Source organism: Pseudomonas sp. DCA-1 (assembly GCF_046523955.1).
Taxonomy (GTDB): Bacteria; Pseudomonadota; Gammaproteobacteria; order Pseudomonadales; family Pseudomonadaceae; genus Aquipseudomonas; species Aquipseudomonas putida_Y.
In genome coordinates this window covers 437,619-461,864 of record NZ_CP169881.1, presented here as the reverse complement: position 1 = coordinate 461,864, position 24,246 = coordinate 437,619, and the positions used below count along the sequence as shown (strand labels likewise).

The 24,246-nt window shown below is 57.6% G+C and carries 20 protein-coding genes; 12 read left to right on the top strand and 8 right to left on the bottom strand.

Annotated elements, in window-relative coordinates:
- Position 1 precedes the first annotated feature (1 nt).
- A complete protein-coding gene (gene gmhB, locus ACE4QZ_RS02380) occupies positions 2 to 529 on the top strand; it encodes a D-glycero-beta-D-manno-heptose 1,7-bisphosphate 7-phosphatase (protein WP_003253129.1) in 528 nt (175 codons plus the stop codon).
- Between the two features lie 45 nt (positions 530 to 574).
- A complete protein-coding gene (locus ACE4QZ_RS02375) occupies positions 575 to 1,360 on the top strand; it encodes a lysophospholipid acyltransferase family protein (RefSeq protein ID WP_021784551.1) in 786 nt (261 codons plus the stop codon).
- Between the two features lie 177 nt (positions 1,361 to 1,537).
- On the opposite strand, the gene ACE4QZ_RS02370 is transcribed toward ACE4QZ_RS02375, so the two are convergent.
- The gene (locus ACE4QZ_RS02370; RefSeq protein WP_021784550.1) at positions 1,538 to 3,157 is read right to left on the bottom strand and encodes an MFS transporter; all 1,620 of its coding nucleotides are present in this window, start codon (positions 3,155 to 3,157) and stop codon (positions 1,538 to 1,540) included.
- A gap of 97 nt (positions 3,158 to 3,254) precedes the next feature.
- The gene (locus tag ACE4QZ_RS02365) at positions 3,255 to 4,901 is read right to left on the bottom strand and encodes a GMC family oxidoreductase (RefSeq protein ID WP_021784549.1); all 1,647 of its coding nucleotides are present in this window, start codon (positions 4,899 to 4,901) and stop codon (positions 3,255 to 3,257) included.
- Between the two features lie 231 nt (positions 4,902 to 5,132).
- Between ACE4QZ_RS02365 and ACE4QZ_RS02360 the strand changes: the two genes are divergently transcribed.
- Positions 5,133 to 6,020: a LysR family transcriptional regulator gene (locus tag ACE4QZ_RS02360; RefSeq protein WP_021784548.1), complete on the top strand. Its 888-nt coding sequence runs from the start codon at positions 5,133 to 5,135 to the stop codon at positions 6,018 to 6,020.
- On the opposite strand, the gene ACE4QZ_RS02355 is transcribed toward ACE4QZ_RS02360, so the two are convergent.
- From ACE4QZ_RS02355 to ACE4QZ_RS02345, 3 genes are read right to left on the bottom strand one after another with little or no spacing between them, the layout of a single operon-like run.
- On the bottom strand, positions 6,009 to 6,827 hold the full coding sequence (locus tag ACE4QZ_RS02355) for a sulfite exporter TauE/SafE family protein (protein WP_021784547.1): 819 nt from the start codon (positions 6,825 to 6,827) through the stop codon (positions 6,009 to 6,011). The genes ACE4QZ_RS02360 and ACE4QZ_RS02355 overlap by 12 nt on opposite strands.
- On the bottom strand, positions 6,824 to 8,092 hold the full coding sequence (locus ACE4QZ_RS02350) for an FAD/NAD(P)-binding oxidoreductase (protein ID WP_021784546.1): 1,269 nt from the start codon (positions 8,090 to 8,092) through the stop codon (positions 6,824 to 6,826). Before ACE4QZ_RS02350 ends, ACE4QZ_RS02355 begins: the two co-directional genes overlap by 4 nt.
- 41 nt (positions 8,093 to 8,133) lie before the next feature.
- The gene (locus ACE4QZ_RS02345) at positions 8,134 to 9,018 is read right to left on the bottom strand and encodes an MBL fold metallo-hydrolase (RefSeq protein WP_010951461.1); all 885 of its coding nucleotides are present in this window, start codon (positions 9,016 to 9,018) and stop codon (positions 8,134 to 8,136) included.
- 222 nt (positions 9,019 to 9,240) lie between these two features.
- Here ACE4QZ_RS02345 and ACE4QZ_RS02340 point away from each other — a divergent pair, with 222 nt between their 5' ends.
- The 5 genes from ACE4QZ_RS02340 (at position 9,241) to ACE4QZ_RS02320 (ending at position 14,405) form a co-directional block, all read left to right on the top strand.
- Positions 9,241 to 10,533 carry a sigma-54 interaction domain-containing protein gene (locus ACE4QZ_RS02340; RefSeq protein WP_021784545.1) on the top strand — a complete coding sequence of 431 codons (1,293 nt, stop codon included), beginning with the start codon at positions 9,241 to 9,243 and terminating at the stop codon, positions 10,531 to 10,533.
- Between the two features lie 129 nt (positions 10,534 to 10,662).
- Positions 10,663 to 11,070: an RcnB family protein gene (locus ACE4QZ_RS02335; RefSeq protein ID WP_021784544.1), complete on the top strand. Its 408-nt coding sequence runs from the start codon at positions 10,663 to 10,665 to the stop codon at positions 11,068 to 11,070.
- Positions 11,071 to 11,807: 737 nt separating this feature from the next.
- Positions 11,808 to 12,209: a hypothetical protein gene (locus ACE4QZ_RS02330; protein WP_012269857.1), complete on the top strand. Its 402-nt coding sequence runs from the start codon at positions 11,808 to 11,810 to the stop codon at positions 12,207 to 12,209.
- A gap of 81 nt (positions 12,210 to 12,290) precedes the next feature.
- Complete coding sequence (locus ACE4QZ_RS02325; protein WP_223296393.1) at positions 12,291 to 13,688, top strand: hypothetical protein; 1,398 nt, start codon at positions 12,291 to 12,293, stop codon at positions 13,686 to 13,688.
- 189 nt (positions 13,689 to 13,877) lie between these two features.
- Positions 13,878 to 14,405 (top strand): hypothetical protein, encoded by a 528-nt coding sequence (locus ACE4QZ_RS02320; protein WP_012269855.1) that lies wholly within the window; start codon positions 13,878 to 13,880, stop codon positions 14,403 to 14,405.
- Between the two features lie 101 nt (positions 14,406 to 14,506).
- On the opposite strand, the gene ACE4QZ_RS02315 is transcribed toward ACE4QZ_RS02320, so the two are convergent.
- The 3 genes from ACE4QZ_RS02315 to ACE4QZ_RS02305 all read right to left on the bottom strand — a co-directional run bounded on the left by ACE4QZ_RS02315 (position 14,507) and on the right by ACE4QZ_RS02305 (position 17,455).
- Positions 14,507 to 14,830, bottom strand: a complete 324-nt coding sequence (locus ACE4QZ_RS02315) for a hypothetical protein (RefSeq protein ID WP_197860623.1) — start codon at positions 14,828 to 14,830, stop codon at positions 14,507 to 14,509.
- Positions 14,831 to 14,948: 118 nt separating this feature from the next.
- A complete protein-coding gene (locus ACE4QZ_RS02310) occupies positions 14,949 to 15,623 on the bottom strand; it encodes a heavy metal response regulator transcription factor (RefSeq protein WP_003253420.1) in 675 nt (224 codons plus the stop codon).
- 488 nt (positions 15,624 to 16,111) lie between these two features.
- Entirely contained in the window at positions 16,112 to 17,455 is a 1,344-nt protein-coding gene (locus ACE4QZ_RS02305; protein WP_047279633.1) for an OprD family porin, read from the bottom strand.
- 404 nt (positions 17,456 to 17,859) lie between these two features.
- On the opposite strand from ACE4QZ_RS02305, the gene ACE4QZ_RS02300 reads away from it, so the two are divergent.
- The 4 genes from ACE4QZ_RS02300 (at position 17,860) to ACE4QZ_RS02285 (ending at position 24,122) form a co-directional block, all read left to right on the top strand.
- A complete protein-coding gene (locus tag ACE4QZ_RS02300; protein WP_010951456.1) occupies positions 17,860 to 19,131 on the top strand; it encodes a TolC family protein in 1,272 nt (423 codons plus the stop codon).
- A gap of 68 nt (positions 19,132 to 19,199) precedes the next feature.
- Positions 19,200 to 20,450: an efflux RND transporter periplasmic adaptor subunit gene (locus ACE4QZ_RS02295; protein WP_010951455.1), complete on the top strand. Its 1,251-nt coding sequence runs from the start codon at positions 19,200 to 19,202 to the stop codon at positions 20,448 to 20,450.
- A 24-nt stretch (positions 20,451 to 20,474) separates the two neighbouring features.
- A complete protein-coding gene (locus ACE4QZ_RS02290; RefSeq protein WP_010951454.1) occupies positions 20,475 to 23,636 on the top strand; it encodes a CusA/CzcA family heavy metal efflux RND transporter in 3,162 nt (1,053 codons plus the stop codon).
- A 162-nt stretch (positions 23,637 to 23,798) separates the two neighbouring features.
- Complete coding sequence (locus ACE4QZ_RS02285; RefSeq protein ID WP_003253432.1) at positions 23,799 to 24,122, top strand: DUF2790 domain-containing protein; 324 nt, start codon at positions 23,799 to 23,801, stop codon at positions 24,120 to 24,122.
- The last annotated feature ends 124 nt before the right edge of the window (positions 24,123 to 24,246 follow it).

Here is a 24,246-nt window from a genome sequence, read left to right as displayed (position 1 = left end):
CTTGAAACTGCTGATTCTCGACCGTGACGGGGTGATCAACTACGACTCCGATGCGTACATCAAGACGCTGGAAGAATGGGTGCCGATCCCCGGTTCGGTCGATGCGATCGCGCAGTTGAGCAAGGCGGGCTGGACGGTGGCCGTGGCCACCAACCAGTCCGGCATTGCCCGTGGCTACTACCCGCTGGCAACCCTTGAGGCCATGCATGCGCGCCTGCGCGCGCTAGTGGCCGAGCAGGGCGGCGAAGTGGGCCACATCGTGTATTGCCCGCATGGGCCGGACGAAGGGTGCGATTGCCGCAAGCCCAAGCCCGGCATGCTGCGGGCGATCGCCGAGCATTACCAGATTGGCCTTGAAGGCGTCTGGTTCGTCGGCGACAGCAAAGGTGACCTGGAGGCCGCCCTGGCCGTCGGTGCACAACCCGTGCTGGTGAAGACCGGCAAAGGTGAGCGGACCCTGGAAAAAGGCGTCCCGGAAACTACACTGATTTTCGACGATCTGGCAGCTATCGCCAGAGAACTAATTTAAACAGTGCGCCTTCGGGCGCATTTTTCTCAGGCGGGCATGCCCGCAATGGTACAAGCCACTATGTCGATCCTGCAGGCGATCAGAATCTTTCTTTTTTACCTGCTGCTGGGCACCAGTTCGCTGCTGTGGTGCTCGCTGAGCTTCTTCGTCGCGCCGTTCCTGTCGTTCCCCAAGCGCTACAGGTTCATCAACGTGTACTGGTGCCGCTGCGCGCTGTTTCTGGTGCGCACCATCCTGGGCATCGACTACAAGATCACTGGCGCCGAGAACGTGCCAGCTGAGCCTTGCGTGATTCTGTCCAATCACCAGAGCACCTGGGAAACCTTCTTCCTGTCGCAGTACTTCTCGCCGCTTAGCCAAGTGCTCAAGCGCGAACTGCTGTATGTACCGTTCTTCGGTTGGGCCATGGCCATGCTGCGGCCCATCGCGATCAACCGCGACAACCCCAAGGAAGCGCTGCGCCAGGTGGCGAGCAAGGGTGACGAACTGCTCAAGCAGAAGACGTGGGTGCTGATTTTTCCAGAAGGCACCCGTGTGCCGTTCGGCACCATCGGCAAGTTCTCCCGCGGCGGTACCGCACTGGCCGTGAATGCCGGGCTGCCGGTGCTGCCGATTGCCCACAACGCCGGCAAGTTCTGGCCCAAGACCGGTTGGGGCAAGCGTGCCGGTACAATCGAAGTGATAATTGGCGAACCGATGTACGCCAACGGCACTGGGCCACGGGCCATCGCCGAACTCAACGACCGCGCTGCAGCCTGGAACGAAGCGACCCAGCGGGCCATGGGATCGCTGCCGCCAGCAGAGGAAAAACCTCAGGAGCAGATGGCATGACCTTCTGTGGATAACTTGTGTGCAGTTTTTGGATTAAATGCTTGAATTGATAGCTAAGTATTTGAATTTGCTATTTATTTTTCTGTATGAATTTTTTCTGAAAATCGTGCATAAGTTTTTTTGAGGCATAAAAAAACCGGCTTTTACAGCCGGTTTTTTTATGGCATGTGGACAGCATCAGACTTTGTCGATATCTACATCCTTGGTTTCCTTCAGACAGAAGATCCCTACCACCAGGCTGATCCCGGTCACCAGCACCGGGTACCACAGCCCGTAGAAGATATCCCCGGTATAGACCACCAGCGCGAACGATACGGTAGGCAGGAAACCACCGAACCAGCCATTACCAATGTGGTAGGGCAGTGACATCGAGGTGTAGCGGATGCGGGTCGGGAAGAGCTCGACCATCACCGCCGCCAACGGGCCATAGGTCATGGTCGCGATCAGGATCATCGCCACGATCAGTACCACCACCATTACCTGATTGACCTGCGCAGGGTCGGCTTTGGCCGGGTAACCAGCCTGCTCGATTGCAGCACGCATGGCAGTTTCGTCAAATCCGTTGATGGTCTTGTCACCGATGTTCACCACCACTTCACTGCCGGCCACGCTTACCGAGCTGTACGGCAGGCCCTGCTTGACCAGGAAGGTCTTGACCTTGTCGCACGGGCTGTCAAAACGAGCCTTGCCCACTGGGTCGAACTGGAATGTGCAGCCTTGCGGGTCGGCGGTGACCACGATCGGCGCCTGACGGCTGGCGGCGTCGATCTGTGGGTTGGCGTAGTGGCTCAGCGCCTTGAACAGCGGGAAGTACAGTACCGTAGCCAGCAACAGGCCGAGCATCAGGATCGGCTTGCGGCCGATACGGTCGGACAACCAGCCGAAGAACACGAAGAACGGCGCGCCAATCACAACGCTGATGATGAGCAGGGTATTGGCCTGAGCCGAGTCCATTTTCAGCATCTGGGTCATGAAGAACAGAACGTAGAACTGCGCCGTGTAAAAGGTCACCGCCTGCCCCGCGTTGATACTGAACAGGGCGGTAAGCACCACTTTCAGGTTTGGCCAGGAGGTGAAGGACTCGCGGATGGGCGACTTGCTGACCTTGCCCTGAGCCTTCATTTTCACAAAGGCCGGCGACTCGTGCATGCTCATGCGAATCCAGGTCGAGATCGCCAGCAGCACGATCGACAGCAGGAACGGCAAGCGCCAGCCCCAGGTTTCGAACTGGTCGCCACTGACGTAGCGACTACCCAGCACCACCAAGAGCGACAACAACAGGCCCAGCGTTGCGGTGGACTGGATGAAACCGGTGTGCAAGCCACGCTTGCCGGGGGGCGCATGCTCGGCCACGTAAGTGGCGGCACCGCCATACTCACCGCCCAGCGCCAGCCCCTGAAGCATGCGCAGGACCACCAGGATGATCGGTGCGGCGATGCCGATGCTGGCGTAGGTGGGCAACAACCCAACAGCGAAAGTGGACAGGCCCATCAGCACGATGGTGACCAGAAAGGTGTACTTGCGCCCGATCATGTCACCCAGGCGGCCGAACACCAGCGCGCCAAACGGCCGCACCAGAAAGCCTGCAGCAAAGGCCATAAGGGCGAAGATGAAAGCGGTGGTATCGTTTACGCCAGCGAAGAACTGCTTGCTGATGACCGCTGCCAACGCACCATAGAGAAAAAAGTCATACCACTCGAAAACCGTCCCGAGGGATGACGCGAAAATGATCTTGCGTTCTTCACGGCGGCTGGGGCTGCTGGCCACCGCATCCTGCTCTTGGATGTAATCCGACATCGTTGCTGTCCTCGGCCCGTAGGCCACAGTGATTATTCTTGTTGTTCCACTGTCGGCGACTTCTGACCGCAAGCCGCCGGTACTGCACGCACCCGGGTCAGGGCGTCGGTAACGCGTCTTCGTTCAGGTTGGTCTGGGTAGCAGCTCCTTTGAGGATCAGTTGCGCCGCCTTTTCAGCGATCATCAGGGTGGGGGAACATGTATTGCCGGAAGTAATCTGCGGCATGATCGAAGCATCTGCCACGCGAAGACCGGGGATGCCATGTACACGCAGTTGGTTATCCACAACGTCCATGGCACCGTTGCCCATGCGACAGGTACCGACCGGGTGGAAGATGGTGGTGCCGATCTTGCCAGCGGCCTCGAACAGTTCTTGCTCGCTTTGCAGCGCTGGGCCCGGCAAATATTCCTTGGGCTCGAAAGCGGCGAGGGCAGGGGCCTGGACGATGCGCCGGGTAAGGCGAATGGCTTCTGCGGCAACGCGCAAGTCCTGGGGAGCACTGAGGTAATTGGGGTCGATCAGCGGTGTGCTGTTCATGTCGGTGCTGCAGATATCGATACGCCCGCGGCTGGCTGGGCGCAGGTTGCACACCGAGGCAGTAAAGGCCGGGAACTGATGCAACGGCTCACCGAAGCGTTCCAGTGACAGCGGCTGCACGTGATACTGAAGGTTGGCGGTGGCCTGTTCGGGGCTTGAACGCACGAACGCGCCTAACTGGCTCGGCGCCATGGCCAGCGGCCCGCTGCGGTCGTAGAGGTAACGCAGGCCCATGCCCATCTTGCCCCACAGGCTGTTGGCCATCTGGTTCAAGGTGCGGGTGTTGCGGATCTGGTAGATCAGGCGAAGTTGCAGGTGGTCCTGCAAGTTGCCACCAACGCCGGGCATATCGTGGCGAACGCCAATGCCCAAGCTTTCCAGCAACTGACGCGGACCGATGCCGGAGCGCTGGAGGATGCCCGGTGAACCAACCGCCCCAGCACAGAGGATGATCTCGCGACGCGCCGCAAACTCATACCAGGCCCCTTGCCAGAGCGCCTTCACCGCCCTTGCGCGGGTGTTGTCGAGCAGTACCTGGTCAACCTGCACGCCAGTCAGCACAGTGAGGTTGGCGCGATCCTTGATCGGCCGCAGGAAGGCTTTGGAAGCGTTCCAACGCACACCACTGCGCTGGTTGACCTGAAAATATCCACAACCTTGGTTGTCGCCGGTGTTGAAATCTTCGACCTTGCCAATTCCGCTCTGCTCGGCGGCATCACGGAAAGCATCAAGAATCGGCCAGCTGTAGCGCTGGCGCTCGACCCGCCATTCGCCCTCCGCGCCATGGTGCTCACTGGCGCCGGCAAAGTGGTTTTCACTGGCCTTGAACAGCGGCAACACATCTTTCCACGCCCAGCCGTCGTTGCCTTGCGCGGCCCAATGGTCATAGTCGGCGGCTTGGCCCCGCATGTAAATCATGCCGTTGATTGAAGAACAGCCACCTAGCACCTTGCCCCTTGGATAACCCAAAGCGCGACCGCCGAGGCCAGGCTGTGCCTCGGTCTTGAAGCACCAGTCGGTGCGTGGGTTGCCGATGCAGTAGAGGTAACCGACGGGGATGTGGATCCAGGGATAATTGTCACGACCACCCGCCTCCAGCAGCAGCACGCGGCAGGAAGGGTCGGCGGACAAACGATTGGCCAGCAGGCATCCGGCGGGACCGGCCCCCACCACCACGTAGTCGAAGACAGAATCGGCTGATGGCATGTGCAACCTCGCGCCTGTTTTTTATTCTTGTCCCGGTCCATCTTAGTGAGTAATTTCGTGGTGGAAACACGAGATTTCGCGCAGCCGCTGTGCGTTTTAGCACAGTGGCAAGCCTGTACCGACCTCTTCGCGGGCTCGCCCGCTCCCACCGGGGCCACGTTGCCTGCAGGATGTTCAGCGCACCTGGACTGCCCGCGGAGAGGCCGGAACGAACTGCCAAAAAGGACAAGCATGTTCGACTGGAACGATCTGCGGTTTTTCCTCGAGTTGCAGCGCAGCGGCCGCCTGCTGACCGCCGCCAAGCGCCTCAACACTACCCACAGCACCGTGGCCCGGCACATCGAGAGCATCGAGCAGAGCCTGGGGACCGCGCTGTTCGTGCAGCATGCCCAGGGGTACGAGCTGACCCCATCGGGCCAAGCCCTGCTCAAGCATGCCGAAGCCATGGAAAATGTCGCCCTGCTGGCGCAGGAAGAAATCACCCAGGCCATCACCCCGCTGGGCAAGATTCGCCTGGGGGTAACCGAAGGCATCGGCATCATGTTCTTCACCCCGCGCATGAACGCGTTGTTCGAGCGCTACCCCGGCCTGGAAGTGGAGCTGGTAGCGGTGCCGCGTTTCGTCAGCATCCTCAACCGCGAGGCGGAAATCAGTATCCATCTGGAGCGACCCAACGCCGACCTGCTGATCACCCGCAAACTCACCGACTACCGCTTGGCGCTATACGCCAGCCAGGACTACCTGGACCGCGCGCCGCCACTGCGCCACCGCGAAGACCTGGCTCGGCACAGCTGGATCGGCTACGTCGACGATTTGCTGTTCAGCCAGGAACTGCTGTTTCTCAACAGTTTCTGCCGAGCACCCAACGTGGTGTTTCGCAGCACCAGCGTGATCGCCCAACAAGCCGCCGCCCGCGCGGGGCTGGGCATCGCCGTGCTGCCCAATTACATGGCCCGCCACGACCCGACACTGGTGCGCGTGCTGCCGGGTGAGACCATCCAGCGCAGCTACTGGATCTGCACCCGCCGCGAGCTGCACAAGTCTGTGCGCCTGCGGGTGGTGTGGGACTACCTGCTGGCGTTGTGCGCGGCCGAACAGAGCGAGTTGCTAGCCCAGTAACGCCTTGCCGGCCAACAACAAGGCAGCGGCCCAACCTGCCAAGGCAAACATCTGCTGCAGGCGCGGCCCGGCCAACCTGGCTGCCAATGGTCGCGACAGCAACAGGCCGAGCACCGCGCCGACGGCAAACGGGGCGCCAACCTGCCAGTGCATGACGCCCGCAAGGCTGGCGCTGACCACACTGCCGGTAGAGACCAGGGCAATCACCGCCAGCGAGGTGGAGACGATGCTGGCCATGCGCAGATTGGTGTAGCGGTTCAGGGCCGGGATGATGACGAACCCCCCACCCACGCCGAGCAGGCCGGACAACAAGCCGGACAAGGCCCCCGTGAATGCCAATGCGCGCGCGCAGGGCAGGGTCCAGCGCAAACGACCCTGCAGCGGGTTCAGCACACACGGCTCGATAAAGCGATGAGCTTCATTGGCTTCGCCACGCAGTTCTTTGGCCGCCTTGCGCCAGATACGCAGGCAGGCATAAACCAGCACCCCGGCGAATACCAGCTGCAACGGTGTATTTGGCAGGCGGTGCGCCAGCATCAGCCCGAACGGCGCTGCTGCCACACCAACCGACGCAATGAACAGCGCAGCCCGATAACGCACCAGCCCTTGGCGCAAGCCCAGCACTGCGCCAACCCCCGCAGCCAAACCAACAGCCAGCAGGCCGACCGGGGCCGCCTCGACTATCGATAACCCCAGGCCGAACACCAGCAAGGGTACAGCGAGAATGCCACCGCCTGCGCCGGTCAGTGCCAGCACCGCGCCGATGATTGCGCCCAGGCCCGCCCCTAACAGTTGATGCTCGATCACTGCCCACCCTCGGCTACCAGTTGCGGACGTGCCAACCACTCGCGCCCCTTGAGCATGCCTTGCCAGTACAACGGTGGCAGCGCCTGTGCCTTGAGCAGCCAGGCCAAGCGTGTTGGCTTGCGGCCATCCAGCAACCAATTGGGGAAGCTCGGTGCCAGCTTGCCGCCATAGGTGAACTCGGCCAGGACGATCTTGCCGCGCTCGACGGTAAGCGGGCACGAGCCATAGCCGTCGTAATGGGCCAGGGTTCCCAGCCTGCCCAATGCCACCAGCACATTGTTGGCGACCACCGGTGCCTGCTTGCGGGCCGCCGCGGCGGTCTTGGCATTGCTGGTGTTAGCCACGTCACCCAGGGCATGAACGTTGGTGTATTTGCGATGGCGCAGGGTATGCGGATCGACGTCGACCCAGCCGGAGCTATCGGCCAAGGGGCTTTCGCGAATGAAGTCTGGCGCCACCTGTGGTGGCACCACGTGCAGCATGTCGAAGGCCTCGATGCGCGTTTCGCTGCTGCCATCGGGCAAGGTACGCAAGAATGTAGCGCGCTTGCCCGGGCCATCTACGGCAAGCAGCCTGTGGGAGAAGTTGAGATCGACGGCGTATTTCTCGATGTATTTCATCAGCGCGGGCACGTAGTCGGCGACACCGAACAACACGGCACCCGCATTGTAGAAGCTGGCTTTCACCGCGCCCAAATGGCCATGGCGTAGCCAGTGGTCGCAAGACAGATACAGCGCCTTCTGGGGTGCACCGGCGCACTTGATCGGCATGGGCGGCTGGCAGAACACCGCGCGTCCTTGCTTGAGCTTTTGCACCAGTTCCCAGGTATAGGGCGCCAGGTCGTAGCGATAGTTGGAGGTGACACCGTTGCGGCCCAGGGTCTCGCTGAGCCCATCGATGGCCACCCAGTCCAGCTTGAGGCCGGGGCAGACGATCAGCTGTTCATAGCTGATGGTGCGACCATCATCGAGGATGACCAGCTGGCCCAACGGGTCGAATCCCTTTACCCGAGCCTTGACCCAGCGCACACCACGAGGAATGGTCGACGCCATGGTGCGGGCCGTGCTTGGTGCCTTGAACACACCTGCACCGACCATGGTCCAGCCGGGTTGGTAATAGTGCACTTCGGCAGGGTCGATCAAGGCGACGTCCAACGACGGGTCGCGGCTGATCAGGCTGGAAGCAGTGGCGATACCGGCGGCACCGGCACCGACGATGACCACTTTGTGGTGGTCGGTATTGGCAGGGGACAACGAGGCAGGCATGGCGGTAAATCCTGGAAATCTGATTATGGAGGGCAGGGCGGTTACAGCTTGTTCAGCGGGATTTTCAGATAGCTCACACCGTTCGCCTCCGGTGGGGGCAGTTGGCCGCTGCGCATGTTCACCTGCACTGAAGGCAATATCAGCACCGGCATTTCGAGCGTCTTGTCGCGGGCTTCGCGCATGGCCACGAAGCTGTCCTCGTCGATACCCTGGTGGATGTGAATGTTGTGGGCGCGCTGCTCGGCGACAGTAGTGACGTACTGCATGTCGCGGCCACCTGGCAGGTAGTCGTGGCACATGAACAACCGAGTCTGATCGGGGAAAGCCAGCAGGCGACGGATTGAGCGGTACAAGGTGCGGGCATCGGCCCCGGGGAAGTCGCAGCGGGCGGTGCCGTAGTCAGGCATGAACAAGGTGTCTCCAACAAATACCGCAATCTCGCCGGCATCCTCGATCATGAAACTCATGCACGCGGGCGTGTGCCCAGGTGTGTGCAGCGCCCGGGCCTGCAGGTTGCCAATCCGGAAACCTTCCTCGTCTTCGAGCAGCACATCGAACTGGCTGCCATCACGGGCGAATCCGGGCTCTGCATTGAACAAGGCGCCAAACACTTTCTGCACCTGGGTGATATGCGCGCCGATAGCGGTATGACCGCCCAGCTTTTCCTTCAGGTAGGCAGCGGCTGAAAGGTGGTCGGCGTGTACATGGGTTTCCAGCACCCACCGCACACTGGCATTCAGCTCGTTCACACGCTCGATCAGGCGATCAGCCGAAGCGCTGCAGGTGCGCCCGGACTTGGGGTCGTAATCCAGCACGCTGTCGATCAATGCGCATTGTCGGGTTTCACGGTCCATGACCAGGTAGCTGATGGTCGAGGTCGCCTCGTCGTAGAAGGCGTCCACGTGAAGGTTGTTGCCGATGATCATCACGTTCTCCAATTTATCCGCCCCGCCTTGTACAGGCGTAGGCAGTGACAGGAGCTTTATCAAGATGCATGCCAGGCTTTTTGCCACTCACTGGCCAATAAAACCGGCCAGTTGCAGACTGCTGCCGGCAAAACTGGCAGCCCAGGTGGCAGTCGACTGACAGCCAATGGCAGTGTTTGGCAGTCCTTGTTACCCTGCGTCGGTCATCCATACGGTGCCGTCATGCCTGAAGCCCATCCCCTCATCCTAGCTCTGGTTTCCTACCTCGAGCACGATGCCCTCCCGACCATCGTGTTGGACACCGACTACAACATCCTCGCGGCCAATGCGGCCTATCGCCGTCAGTTTGGGCGGCATGATCAGGCCCCACTGGGCGAGAAGTGCCACAGGGTTTCGCATCACTACGCTGTGCCGTGCGACCAGGCTGGCGAACATTGCCCGATGCGCAAGGCGTGGGACAGCAAGGTACCGGAGCGGGTATTGCACATTCATCACACACCACGCGGCCCGGAGCATGTGGATGTCGAGTTGCGGCCGATCCTGGATGAACAGGGCAAGGTAGTGGCCTTTGTCGAACGCCTCACCACCATCACCCTCGCCTCGGCGCAGCCACAGGAGCAAGGGTTGGTCGGCCGCGCGCCAACCTTCAAGGCCGCGCTGGCCAGCCTGCAGCGTGCGGCACCGGCGCAGATCCCGGTGTTGTTGCAGGGGGAGTCGGGGACCGGCAAAGAGCTGTTCGCCCGCGCAGTGCATATGGGCAGCCCCAGGGCCAACGGCCCGCTGGTGGTGGTCGACTGCACCGGCCTGACCGAGTCGTTGTTCGAGAGTGAATTGTTCGGCTATGAGAAGGGCGCGTTCACCGGGGCGAATCAGCGCAAGATAGGCTTGGCCGAGGCGGCCCATGGCGGCACTCTGTTCCTCGACGAAATCGGTGAAGTACCACTGGCGATGCAGGTGAAGCTGCTGCGCCTGATCGAGTCTGGCAGTTTCCGTCCCGTGGGCAGCCTGCGCACTGTGCATTCGGATTTCCGCCTGATATCGGCCACCCACAAACCGCTCAAGAAAATGGTCGCGGATGGTTCCTTCCGTGAAGACCTGTACTACCGCATCAGCGGCTTTCCAATTCGTCTGCCTGCATTGCGCGAACGGGTGGAAGATCTTCCGCTACTCGCCCAGAGCCTGCTGCAACGCATGGCCGGCCAACCAACGCCCAGGCTGAGTGATGCTGCCTTGCAGCAACTTGCGTTGCATCCGTTTCCGGGCAATATCCGCGAGCTGCGCAACATTCTGGAACGCGCGCGTTTGTTTGCCGATGACGGTGTGATCAGACCGGAGCATTTGCCGGAAGACACCGGACTGGCTGGCGCAGCTAAAGGAAGCGGCCGTCACAATGACCTGGGTGAATTGGCGCAGGCGCTGGAGCAGTTCAAGGGGTCGCGTAGCGAACTGGCCAGTCACCTTGGCATGAGTGAACGCACGCTTTATCGCCGCCTGAAAGCGCTCGGGCTGCACTGAAAGAACGGCAGACTTTACCGGACCTTTACCTGCGCCCTGACATTACAAGGGAAAAATCGTGGTCTGATCAGTTAACCGAACCTGGCAATCAATACGTGCCAGGCGATAACAGGCAGAGGACCACATCAAATGAAGAAACCCCTAACCGTGATCTGCGCCGCGCTCATACTCAGCGTACCGCTGGTCGGCTTGGCGCAGCCTGGTCCACCTGATCGATATGATGGCAGCCGATCGCACCAAGGCAACCCGCCACATGCCCAGTCACACCAACAGGGCCGCCATGACAACGGCCACGGTCCTGCTTACCGAGATCCCAACTTCCGCCCACAACACGGCATGCCGATACCTCATAAGCAGTGGCACCGTGGTCATGCCGTTGATCCACATTACCGTGGTGACCGTTACTGGGTAACCGACTGGAAAGCGCGCCACCTGTATGCGCCACCTCGTGATCATCGCTGGCTGTATGTGAATGGCGACTATGTGCTGGTGGCTATTGCCAGCGGTGTGATCGTGAACATTCTCACCGGCTACTGATTCTTTGCAGGCACTAAAAAGCCCGCATCAGCGGGCTTCTTAGTGTCTGGCGAATTACACCGGTGTAGGTTCACAAAATAGGTGATAGGCCAGACCCCGTGAAATTGGAATCTTCGCCATTTTTTTTGTGAAATGAAGGGGTGCTTTTCACAGAAAAGCCGAGAAATCCCTACTCACCAATCACAAAAGTTGATTGGCCTGGAAAGGGCCGTTTACGACCGACGCGTGACTTTTCGGTAAGGGATGAGGAGTAGTCGCAGCGATCCTTTAGCTCCTAGTCTGGCGACCTTGGGTTCAGAATCCGACTGGCAATGCCCGCCGTCACTACTTCAGAGGAACCAGCTTCCTCTGCTGCCAAAATTGCGGGGGGCTCATGCTGGTACCCAGGCCCGACAAATGCGCAGTTGCAGCCCTCAATTGCAAGGCTATCCAAAGCGGCACGCGTGTCAATCAAGATCTGATGCATGACGATGGCCGGCCTCACGGAGGTGAAACCGGAGATTCAGATTGACTAAACCGACCCCGTAGACACCAACCTCCACGAAGGCCGCTATCGACCCAAAGCTGTCCTTCAAGAAAGGCAGCTAACGGCGAGAAGCGGTCATTTTGTATCTACAGGTTTCGGGGCGATTCACTCGTCTGATGCTCAGGAGCACCAGGATGGGCGTCAAGGAGGTGGTCATCTTGAGGTGGACTATGCTGACCAGTTGCTCTCAAATCTAATCGTGAGGTCCTCCATGGCAAACCCCAATCTGCTGGCTCTATTCAGAGATGAAGTCCTTCTGACCGGGCCTGAAAGCTCCCTTCCAAGCAACCTATCTCAGTTCTGGCTTGAGGAGCTCCAGAGTCATCTGGAGAGGTATTTCGACGGTTTGAACTCGGATTCAGATGCAGAAGAGAAGGATCTCGACATCTCTCTCCCACTCGCAGCGATCATCCACATCTTGTTCGCGAAGAATGGTGGGGAGGAGATATCCGAGAGCTCTGAAAAGCTGTACGAGTATTTCCAAGACTACCGGCTCGAACTGGCCCTTGAAGAGATCACGCGAAAGACTCATGTGGCTGCCGAGGCTGCAACCATTGAGACCATCTTCACCAACCGAGATGTCCTGGTGGAACAAGGCCCCCTTCTTCAATAGGTACCTCCACCGATGCCATCGCCGGCGGGCACGCTCCGAGGCATTGATGGAATGCATTTTGACGGCTGCCGAGATCAGCGAATGAAAGAAATTGCTGCGCCGATGTTCGATCTAATCGCTTTGTCGCTTCCACGAGGGTTGGGGTTTGGGGACAGCCCGCCAGTAGGGGCATGGCTTAGTGAGGACGGAATTTCTTGTGCCGCTCTAACCCGAAATATCAATTCCGGCAGCTTCGGAATTGTCACCTTGCGGCGTCGTGTCGATAGCGTGTGGGTGCTCCTCAGCCATGGTGAGTGCACCACTGGCGAGTCCGAAGCCCGCGCCTCAATCAGCCATTTTCTCTATACCCAAGCCCATCCGCTTCCACTCCCTTCAGGTGAACGACGACGTGCTCCTCTAAGCAGAATGGGTAAGCGCACACCAAGCGTGGTGTTCAAATCACTATTTGATCCAAGCCGCCGTATTGGGGCGTGGGCGCTGAATCAACTGTATCTCGCACTGCCATCCCCAGACAGAAATTGGGTTCCCGATTGCCAGACTGAGAATTTTCACACCCGCCTCTGGGAAGCCCACCTATTAGCGATTTTTCGTGAACAGGGACTCTTGGTCACCCAGCCTAAAGAATCACCCGATTTTCACATCGAGAATAGGCTGGGAGATGAGGCCTGGGTTGAAGCAGTGACAGCCAACCCGGAAGAGCGGTATGAGCATTTTGGCGCCTCGCCGGTCCCCCCACCCGCTGACCGACATGAGCGTTTCTTAGGAGCGGCTGCAGAAAGGTTTGCGAGGACCATCCAAAACAAATTGGACAAGCGTTACGAATCCCTACCGCACGTGGAGGGTAAGCCGCTCATTCTGGCCTTAGCCGATTTCCATGCGCCCAGTTCAATGCTGTGGAGCAGGGAGTCGCTCATCAGCTATCTCTATGGCTTTGCAGTTCACTCATCTGCGCATCGTGGTACGCACCTGATAACTGTGGAGGAAGAGACATCTCTGCTATCAGGGCGCCCCAACGGCCTATTTACGCTAATGGAAAATGCCCATCTTTCAGCGGTCATTTTCACCAATGCCTGCACAGTGCCAAAGCTCAGCCGAGTGCCGATCTCAGGTGGAGCTCATCTAGACGGGTACCGATACTTGCGGTTTGGTGAGTTTTTCGACCGTTCTCCGGGAGCATCACGAGGTATCCCATTTCTGTTGGATGTAGCGTCCAGCGACTACGGTCAGCTCTGGCCGCAATATGGCTACGAGCCGTGGTCTGCTGAAGTGGAGGTATTCCATAACCCTATGGCACTATACCCGGTGCCTAATGAGTTGATACCAGAAGTCACCCACTGGAGAGAAGTAAACGGAAGAGTCGAGTGCGAATCTTTCTTTGATGTATCCATACTCCGATCCAGAACACTCGTCCTCAGTGCAAACGCTAAGGTTCCGTCACTCGATGAGTTGCTGACAGCAGCCAGTCCTCCAGAGCTCTGACGGCGGCGGGGTGGCCGCATCGTTGCCACGCAGGTAGATGAGAATTTCTCAGCAAGCTACCCAGCCAGGGGAAGGACATGAGATCCCCTGCGCAATTCAGGACCGTTGAAGCGTCACCTCTCTTCGGGTAAAAGCATGACCGTCATACAACGCTACAACAGCGTCATACCCGAGAGCATAGGAAGAAAAATGTCGATCCAAGGACTAAAACGATACTTTGGAAACAAGATTCACGCAGTGATAATGATGGCCCCGCTTAAGCGGGAAATGATACGCCTCGGCATATGCACCCTTATGGCGATTATTCTGAATATCATCTTGTATACCGGCGTTGAAGTAGACGGCACCATCAAGCCGTGGGCAGAAACCCCGATAAAACTGTTTGCATCGTCGATGTTATTCGCCTTCATGATCAAGGCTTTTCTGCCAGTTCTCGGCTGGACGATACTGAAAGCAATGCTGTTGAGTGCGAACAATGCCTTCAGCGGCATACTGAGTTTTTTGGGCAATCAGTTCACAGGCGTCATGTACTGTACCGGAATTATTATGGGTTCTATCACGATTAAATTGTATATGGTTTCCGGGGTTTTAGACTCTGAGTTTGCTTATCTGTCCGCAATCGTATTTGCTTCCGGGGTTTTATATTTCTATGTGCTGCAATGCGCCATTCAAAAAACAATGAGTCCGGCCCTGCGTACACCAGCAGTACCGCGTTAAACCACTAGGCTGTGACTATTCATCTCTGGTGCTCAGTAGGCGCTCGCTCTGCTGAACCCTCACCCATACACAACCATTAATGGACTGGCCCGCCTTCGACTTTATGAAGAAGGCGAGCGAGCACGTGACTGATTGCGCATGTATTCCGAGATGAGACTTTCGAAATTGATGTCCGCCTCCTCAACGAGAATATTGACGTGACAGTACAGCTCTTCAGGACCTCTGAGATAATTGAAAATCCTTGATCTGACGATGCCACAAACCCCTTCTTTGACCGCCGTAGAGGGAAGGTTGATAACATCGCCGACGCACGGAATAAGTGCTAAGCCATGGTCGCTGTTGAAGATAATGTCAGCTGGACAGGCATCAATCCTGGCATGCGATTGACCTTGCGAAACCTGCTGATAATCAATGCTATACCTCATGTACAGCCTACCTCATTTGTTGGGTGAGGAATCAGCGCCGCGGATCGTAAACAGAAACCTCAAGCTCGCAAGCGACGGGAGTGTACAGCCAATTTTCGGTACCTAGAGAGCTTGGCAATTATCGCTTTTCAAGCACATACCCTACGCCCCGAAGCGTATGTATCAGCTTGGTCTCGAATGGGTCATCTATCTTGGCTCTGAGTCTTCGAATCGACACTTCTACAACGTTCGTGTCGCAGTCAAAATTCATATCCCAAACCTGAGAAATAATCTGCGTACGGCTCAGTACCACCCCGGTGTTACGCATCAAGTAGTGCAATAACGCGAATTCTTTTGTGGTCAAATCAATTCGCTGACCGTCCCTGAACGCCCTGTGCCGGCTCTGATCAAGCTCCAGGTCAGCGACGCGAATGACCTCTACGGATGCGGGGTGATCCGACCTGCGCATCAAGGCGCGAACCCGGGCCAACAGCTCAGGGAACTCAAATGGCTTGATCAGGTAGTCATCTGCGCCGTTCTCTAGCCCCCGGACCTTATCCGCCAGCCGGCTTCTCGCCGTCAGCATCATGATGCGGGAAGGGCAATTTTTACGGCGCAACAACTCAAGAACCTGCCAACCATCCATCTCTGGGAGGTTTATATCGAGAATAATCAGCTCGTATTCGTGCTGCTTGGCCAAGAATAATCCATCTGATCCGGTGTGGACGCAATCTACGACATAGCCACACTCCGTCAGACCTTGACGCACATACTCCGCAGTTTTTACTTCATCCTCAATTACCAGAATTCGCATGGGATTTTGTCTCGATATCACTGAGCAATTAACCGCGCACGCGCGCCGGCATTATTGAAAGGGATGGTAAATCAAAATGAGCGTGCCGGGGCTCAAATGACGGATTTGTAATTTCTAGGTAATACAGTTGATAGTCTGGCGGTATATCTTGTCGCGGTTTGGGTTTGACAGTTGCGGACCCTCTCTCCAGCAGGTGACTTGACCTTATGAAGTATTGGGTTATTTTCTTCTTTGTACTGGCTTCGTTCCGCTCAGATGACGGCGAGGTTGCTCACATCGAGGAGACTGGTCATTGGTGTAGCCATGAACTTCACCGGCATGCGATGCGTACAATCGAACGCTTACTTGAATTTTAGGCAAAAAAAAGGCGCCCAAAGGGCGCCAAATATCCACCTTTTACCAAAGGAGCACTTAAGCCACTCAAGGTGAATTCGTAATGCTCGTTTTACTAACAGGATCAGCTAATGAATAACTGGTCCGTTAGCGAATTAAAGAATCGAAAGCGGGTACTCGATGATTACACGAGTTTCATCCAAATCCGATTCGAAAGCAGTGGCACGCGTGGTTGCCTGGCGCAACCGGAAGGACAGATCTTTTGCCGGGCCGGTTTGGACAACGTATTTGACTTCGACGTCACGCTCCCAGCGCTTCTGATTGTCGAGCGGGTTGCCGTTGTCGTCAGTGCGCATGTAGAACTGGTTAGCGTTCGAGTAATCCGCGCCCGAGCCTCTGGCGTAGCGGGTCATGAACGTCAGGCCTGGAATGCCGTAGCTGGTGAAGTTCAGGTCGTAGCGCAGCATCCATGAACGCTCTTTCGGCGAGTTGAAGTCGCTGTATTGGATGGAGTTGTCGACGAAGATCGAGTCCGACTGACGCAGGTAGTCGAAGTCGTCGTCGCCGTTGTTGCGCTGATGCGAGAGGGCCAGGGTGTGAGCACCGTAACGTACGCCGACCTTGGCACTCCAGATGTTGTTGTCAAATTCGCCCAGGCGTCGCTTACCTTCATCCACGGCTTTGTAGTAATTGAAGCCGCCGATCAGCGCCAGATCGTCGTTCAAGGGGTAGGCGAAGCTGGTACCGGCGTAGTACTGGTTCCAGACGTCTTTCAACTGGCTTGCATAGGCACTCACGGTCCAGTTGTCGTTGATCGAGTAATCACCGCCACCGTAGCCGATCCATGGCGAGTTGACTGGGCCGCCGTAGAAGGTCACGAAGTTGTCGTTAAGGTTGCTAGAGACCGGTTGGCTCATCGCATGCAGACGACCACCCTGCAGGGTGAGGCCTTGGATGCTGGTGTTCTCAACGGTCACGCCGCGAAAGCTTTCCGGCAACAGTCGCGAGTCACCCGATGCAACGACCGGGGTCGATGGGAAGACATCACCCACTTTCACGATGGTATCGAACAAGCGAACTTTGGCTGCGCCGCCGACCTTGGTGTATTCGTCGCGAGCTTCGCCCTTGTTATCAACAGGCAGCACGTCGAAGGAGCTACGGCCGCCGTTGCGCCCATCACCGGTGTCGAGCTTAAGGCCGATCATGGCGAAGGCATCAACGCCAAAGCCCACTGTACCCTGGGTAAACCCAGAGTTGAATTTGCTGATGATTGCGTGCGCCCAGGCTTCGGAGTAGCCATTGGTATTGCCTTTGCCACTGTTGTAAGTAGGGGCAGTGCTGTCGCGGTTATCACGATTGAAATAGAAGTTACGGTTCAGCACTGTAAGGCTGCTGCCTTCAATGAAGCCCTCTGGCTTGTCTTCAGCTTGTGCCGAAATAGCATAGCTTCCAGACAGCGCAGAAACTGCCGCCAAATACAGTGGTACTTTGATTTTCATCCGATGCTCCTTTGATTCACGGCAGTTTTTATTATGTTTACCTGCGCGGGTGTCGTTAATTGTTCTGACCCGGCGGCGCGCCTAGCGTAGCGCGAGCTCATATTTGCAGGCCGAAGATAACGGGAGGGTGATAGGAAAATTACAATTTCGTCATCTGCCCGTTATTTGGCGCCTTCGCACCGCGTGGTTGCCATCTCCGTTGCTTGTAACGAAATCATAGAGCCGGGTTGGGAATCGCAGTATTTACGGGCATTACAGGGATTTATTACGAAATTGTAATTTTCCAGCCACCCCTCTGATAGCTACCGCTCATTAGAGTGCCATCACCTAATCAAGTGGGGCTTGGCAGCTGTTTCGGCGTTCTCGCCAAGCTTTATCGAAGTTTGTGCACGAGGACCATCAAAGTGCCCCGGTATAACCGCAATGTCTTACCCAAGACCCCCGTCTCGCCCTGGAAGATCGCTGCACTCTGTGCAGTCATCTCTGGGTTGATGGCGCCTGCAGCCCTTGCCCAAAGCATCAGCTTGCCCCAGGCGCTTTCGACGGCCATGGATGCCAACCCAGACCTGGCCGCGGCCAGGCAAGAAATTGGGATCGCTGATGGTGCTCGCAAGCAGGCCGGGCTTATCCCCAACCCCACAATCTCGTATGACGTGGAAGACACCCGTCGTAACACCAGCCAGACGACTGTCTCTCTCAGCCAGACCCTTGAGCTGGGCGGTAAGCGGGGGGCTCGTGTTGACGTCGCCACATACGGGCAGACCGCCGCACAGCTTGAGTTAGACCGTCGCGTTAACGGCCTGCGTGCAGATGTCGTCCAAGCCTTTTACGCCGCGTTGCGGGCCCAGACAGGTCTCGACCTGGCCAAGCAATCTCTCGAACTGACTGAGCGCGGTCTTCGCATCGTCGATGGCCGTGTTCGCGCAGGTAAGTCGTCCCCAGTGGAGGCGACCCGCGCTCAAGTGCAACTGGCCGAAGCCCAGCTGCAAGTTCGACGTGCAGAAACGGAAAAAGCGACCGCTTACCAACAGCTCGCTCAAATTACCGGGAGCTCAGTCACCGTGTTTGATCGACTCGAATCGCCAACCCTCTCCCCGGGCTTGCCACCTCGCACTGAAGATCTGCTGGCTAAGCTCGACCAAACAGCAGAAATGCGTCAGGCCGTGGTGCAGATAGACAAGAGCGATGCCTCGCTCGGCTCAGAGAAAGCTCAGCGTATCCCGAACCTTACTGTCAGTGTAGGTAGCCAGTACGACCGCTCTGTGCGCGAGCGGGTCAACACTGTGGGCCTGTCTATGCCTTTGCCGCTGTTCGATCGTAACCAGGGCAACATTCTTTCCGCTTCTCGTCGTGCAGATCAGGCCCGGGACCAGCGCAATGCTGTTGAGCTGCGCCTGCGCACCGAAACCCAAACCGCGTTGAACCAATGGTCCACCGCCATGCAGGAGGTCGAGTCCTACGACAAGACCATTCTGCCTTCAGCCCAACAAGCCGTAGAGACCGCAACCCGCGGCTTCGAGATGGGCAAATTCGGTTTCATCGAAGTGCTGGATGCCCAGCGCACCTTGATCGTCGCTCGTGGCCAATACCTCGAATCGTTGGCAGCGGCGACCAATGCGCGTGCGCAGGTGGAAAGGGTTTATGGCGAAGTCGGCTCAACCGCCGGCACTCGCTGAACGGGCCAAACATTTTCTTCGGCACACAGCCTTGAACAAGCCGGTGCCTACGATCAGCAGGAGTAGCAATGGATAACAAACGCAAGATCGCCCTCGCGGTAGCCGCTGTGGCAGCCCTCGGATTTGGCAGCCTTGCCTGGAACAACAGTTCCGGACAGCAGGCCGCCAGTACTGCCGAGCATGGCGCTAACGATGGCCATGGCGACGAAAAGAAAGCCGCATCTGCCGCCAAAGAGGAAGGTGATGAGGGCCATGGTGAAGAAGGCCACAGCGAAGAGGGCGGTGAAGAAGAGGGCAAGCTGACGCTCAGCGCTGAACAGATCAAGGCCGCTGGTGTTGCCCTGGAAGCTGCAGCGCCTCGTGACCTCGGTACCGTCGTGAGCTTCCCTGGCGAAATTCGCTTCGACGAAGATCGTACTGCCCACGTGGTTCCTCGTGTTCCTGGCGTTGTTGAGGCTGTCCAGGCCAACCTGGGCGAGACGGTCAAGAAAGGGCAAGTCCTCGCGGTAATCGCCAGCCAGCAGATCTCTGACCTGCGCAGCGAACAACAGGCCGCACAGCGTCGCGTCGAACTGGCGCGTGTGACCTTCGAACGTGAGAAGCAACTGTGGCAGGACAAGATCTCTGCAGAGCAAGACTACCTCCAAGCACGCCAAGCGCTGCAAGAAGCGGAGATCTCCTTGGCCAACGCCAAGCAGAAGGTCGGCGCAATCGGTGCCTCGGTTAACTCCGTTGGCGGTAATCGTTACGAGCTCCGCGCTCCCTTCGACGCCGTGGTAGTGGAGAAACACCTGACCGTCGGCGAAGTCGTCAGCGAGGCGACCAACGCCTTCATCCTTTCCGACCTGAATCAGGTCTGGGCGACCTTCGCAGTTCCGCCGACAGATCTGGGCAAGGTCACGACTGGCCGTGCAGTGAAAGTCTCTTCGCCTGACATGAACGTCGAGGTCGAAGGGAAGGTGGGTTATGTCGGCAGCCTGCTGGGCGAGCAAAACCGTGCAGCTACTGTCCGCGTCACCTTGACCAACCCCAACGGCGCCTGGCGTCCAGGCCTGTTCGTAAACATTGCGGTCACCTCCCAGACCGATCGAGTTGCCGTAGCGGTCCCTGAGCACGCTGTGCAGACCGTTGAAGACAAACCTTCGGTATTCGTACGCACCCCAGATGGCTTTGACACCCGCCCGGTAAAACTGGGTCGCCGCGACAATGGGTACGTGGAAATCATCGACGGTATTGAAGCCGGCGCCCAGGTAGCAACCAGTGGCAGCTTCACACTCAAGTCCGAGCTCGGCAAAGCTTCTGCCGAACACGGTCACTGATGCGAACTGACAGGATGATTTCTCATGTTTGAACGTATCATCAGATTCGCCATCGAGCAGCGCATCGTAGTAATGATCGCCGTTCTGATCATGGCGGGTATCGGTATCTACAGCTATCAAAAGCTGCCCATCGATGCGGTACCCGATATCACCAACGTCCAGGTGCAGATCAACACTGCAGCGCCTGGTTACTCGCCCTTGGAAACCGAACAACGGATCACGTTTCCAGTTGAAACGGCCATGGCCGGTCTCCCGGGCCTTCAGCAGACCCGTTCCCTGTCTCGCTCTGGCCTGTCTCAGGTCACCGTGATCTTCAAGGATGGCACTGACATCTTCTTTGCCCGCCAGTTGATCAACGAGCGGCTGCAGGTTGCGAAGGAACAGCTGCCAGAAGGTGTAGAGGCCGTCATGGGTCCGGTATCTACCGGCCTCGGCGAGATCTTCCTGTGGACTGTTGAAGCCGAAGATGGCGCGGTCAAAGAGGACGGTACGCCGTACACCCCGACCGACCTGCGCGTGATCCAGGACTGGATCATCAAGCCTCAGCTGCGTAACGTCCCGGGTGTGGCCGAGATCAATACCATCGGCGGTTATGCCAAGCAGTTCCTGGTTGCGCCGGATCCAAAGCGCCTGGCTACCTACAAGCTGACACTCAATGACCTGGTCGCAGCGTTGGAAAGTAACAACGCCAACGTCGGTGCCGGCTACATCGAGCGTAATGGTGAACAGTTGCTCATCCGTGCACCGGGTCAGGTAGGCAATATCGAAGACATCGCCAACATCGTGATCACCAGTGTGGATGGTGCACCGATTCGCATCAGCAGCGTTGCTGACGTCAGCATCGGTAAAGAGCTCCGTACAGGTGCTGCTACTGAGAACGGCCGCGAAGTCGTGCTCGGTACCGTGTTCATGCTGATTGGTGAAAACAGCCGCACCGTATCTCAAGCTGTCGCCGCCAAATTGGCGGACATCAACCGCACCCTGCCAAAGGGCGTGGTGGCTGTGACTGTTTACGACCGTACCAACCTGGTTGAAAAAGCCATCGCGACGGTGAAGAAGAACCTGGTGGAAGGCGCGATCCTGGTTATCGCCATTCTGTTCCTGTTCCTCGGCAACATCCGTGCGGCTCTGATCACCGCGATGGTGATTCCGCTGTCCATGCTGTTCACCTTCACAGGCATGTTCAACAACAAGGTCAGTGCCAACTTAATGAGTTTGGGGGCACTCGACTTCGGCATCATCGTCGACGGTGCCGTGGTTATTGTAGAAAACGCGATCCGTCGACTGGCTCATGCGCAACATAAGCATGGCCGCATGCTCACCAAAACCGAACGCTTCCACGAGGTCTTTGCCGCGGCGCGAGAAGCTCGCCGGCCGCTGATCTTCGGTCAGCTGATCATCATGGTGGTGTACCTGCCGATCTTCGCCCTCACCGGCGTCGAAGGCAAAATGTTCCACCCGATGGCCTTCACCGTTGTGATGGCGCTGCTGGGTGCAATGGTCCTGTCCGTTACCTTTGTTCCTGCAGCTATTGCCATGTTCGTCACTGGCAAGGTGAAGGAAGAGGAAGGCGTGGTCATGCGCACAGCTCGACTGCGCTATGAACCGGTTCTGCAATGGGTGCTGGGACATCGGAACATCGCTTTCTCGGCCGCAGTAGCCTTGGTCGTGCTCAGTGGTTTGCTGGCAAGTCGTATGGGTAGCGAGTTCATCCCAAGCCTCAGTGAGGGTGACTTTGCGATGCAGGCCATGCGTGTGCCTGGAACGAGCCTCACTCAATCTGTCGAGATGCAGCAGCGTCTGGAGAAAGCGGTGATTGCGCAGGTGCCTGAAGTTGAGCGGATGTTCGCACGCTCGGGTACCGCAGAAATTGCATCTGACCCGATGCCGCCGAACGCCTCTGACGCCTACATCATGCTCAAGCCTCAGGATCAGTGGCCTAACCCGAAGAAGCCTCGTGATGAGCTGATTGCTGAAGTGCAGAAGGCCGCAGCGGGTGTTCCAGGAAGCAACTACGAGTTGTCGCAGCCAATCCAACTGCGTTTCAACGAGCTGATTTCGGGCGTGCGTAGTGACGTCGCTGTGAAAGTCTTCGGCGATGACATGGACGTGCTCAACAACACCGCCAACAAGATCGCGGCAGCGCTCAAAGCGGTCCCGGGCTCATCGGAAGTGAAAGTTGAGCAGACATCCGGCCTGCCGGTGCTGACCATCAACATTGACCGCGAAAAAGCAGCACGCTACGGCCTGAACATCGCGGATGTTCAGAACTCGATCGCTATCGCCGTGGGTGGCCGTCAGGCCGGCACGCTGTATGAGGGCGACCGTCGGTTCGACATGGTAGTACGCCTACCAGAGACCGTTCGCACCGACGTAGCGGGTATGTCCAGCTTGCTGATCCCGGTACCTGCCAATGCGGCACAGGGTGCCAATCAGATCGGCTTCATCCCGCTGTCCCAGGTCGCCAATCTGGACCTGCAACTGGGCCCGAACCAAATCAGCCGCGAGAACGGCAAACGTCTGGTTATCGTCAGCGCCAACGTTCGAGGCCGCGATCTGGGGTCCTTCGTTGAGGAGGCGACCGCATCGCTGGACAAGAAGGTGCAAATCCCTGCGGGCTACTGGACGACTTGGGGGGGCCAGTTCGAGCAGCTGCAGTCGGCTGCCAAACGCCTGCAGATCGTTGTTCCAGTCGCCTTGCTGCTGGTCATGACCTTGTTGTTCCTGATGTTCAACAACCTGAAGGACGGCATGCTGGTCTTCACCGGTATTCCATTCGCACTCACCGGTGGTGTTGTGGCGTTGTGGCTGCGGGACATCCCACTGTCGATCTCGGCAGGTGTCGGCTTCATTGCACTGTCCGGCGTTGCAGTACTGAACGGCCTGGTGATGATTGCCTTCATCCGCGGGCTAAGGGAGGAGGGACGAACGCTCAGACAGGCAGTCGATGAAGGTGCATTGACCCGTCTGCGACCTGTTCTGATGACAGCCTTGGTAGCGTCCCTGGGCTTCATCCCGATGGCTTTGGCCACCGGCACCGGTGCCGAAGTTCAGCGGCCATTGGCGACGGTGGTGATTGGCGGGATCCTGTCCTCCACCGCACTGACCTTGCTGGTACTGCCTGCCCTGTATCACTGGGCACACCGCAAGGATGAAGACGGCGACGAGGCCGAAGTGGTTAGCTAACAGCCTCCGCTAAAGAGAAGCCCACAACACGTGTTGTGGGCTTTTTTGTTTAAAGTGAAGTAGATGCACTTACCTTTCAAAATTGTAAGTTTCTCGTCATGCCGGTGATGCCTATGCATTGCTAAGGTTACGCCCGAGAAGTTTTGAAATTGAGAGGGTTTTATGAAAAAGCTAATTATCGCTGCTGCACTTGTTGTTTTCTCGGTGGCTTCGCAGGCCAACACTTTCTCCGAGAGCAAGCAGCTTCAATACACCAAGGAACACCAGACCGCAGTGGCCAAGTACGCGGAGAAAAATGGCAAGCCAATGCCAGAGATTCAGGATTACAAATATGGCATGAAGATAGACGTTGCGAAATTCGTACGTCAGTCGCAGGACCCCCGTACCTGCCAGGTCTATCCACGGTTGATGACCTTCGAGGACTCCCAGGGCACGCTCAAGACTGTTCGTTACTCGATGTATTCGCAATGCATCAACAACAAGTAGTAAACGATTTGAACAGAACAATTAGAGAATTCATAAATGCCAGGCAGTGCCTGGCATTTTTTATTACGCCCGATACCCCATAGCTTCGAAATGTTAACGCCTGGGCTCGGGCAAACCGTGCAAT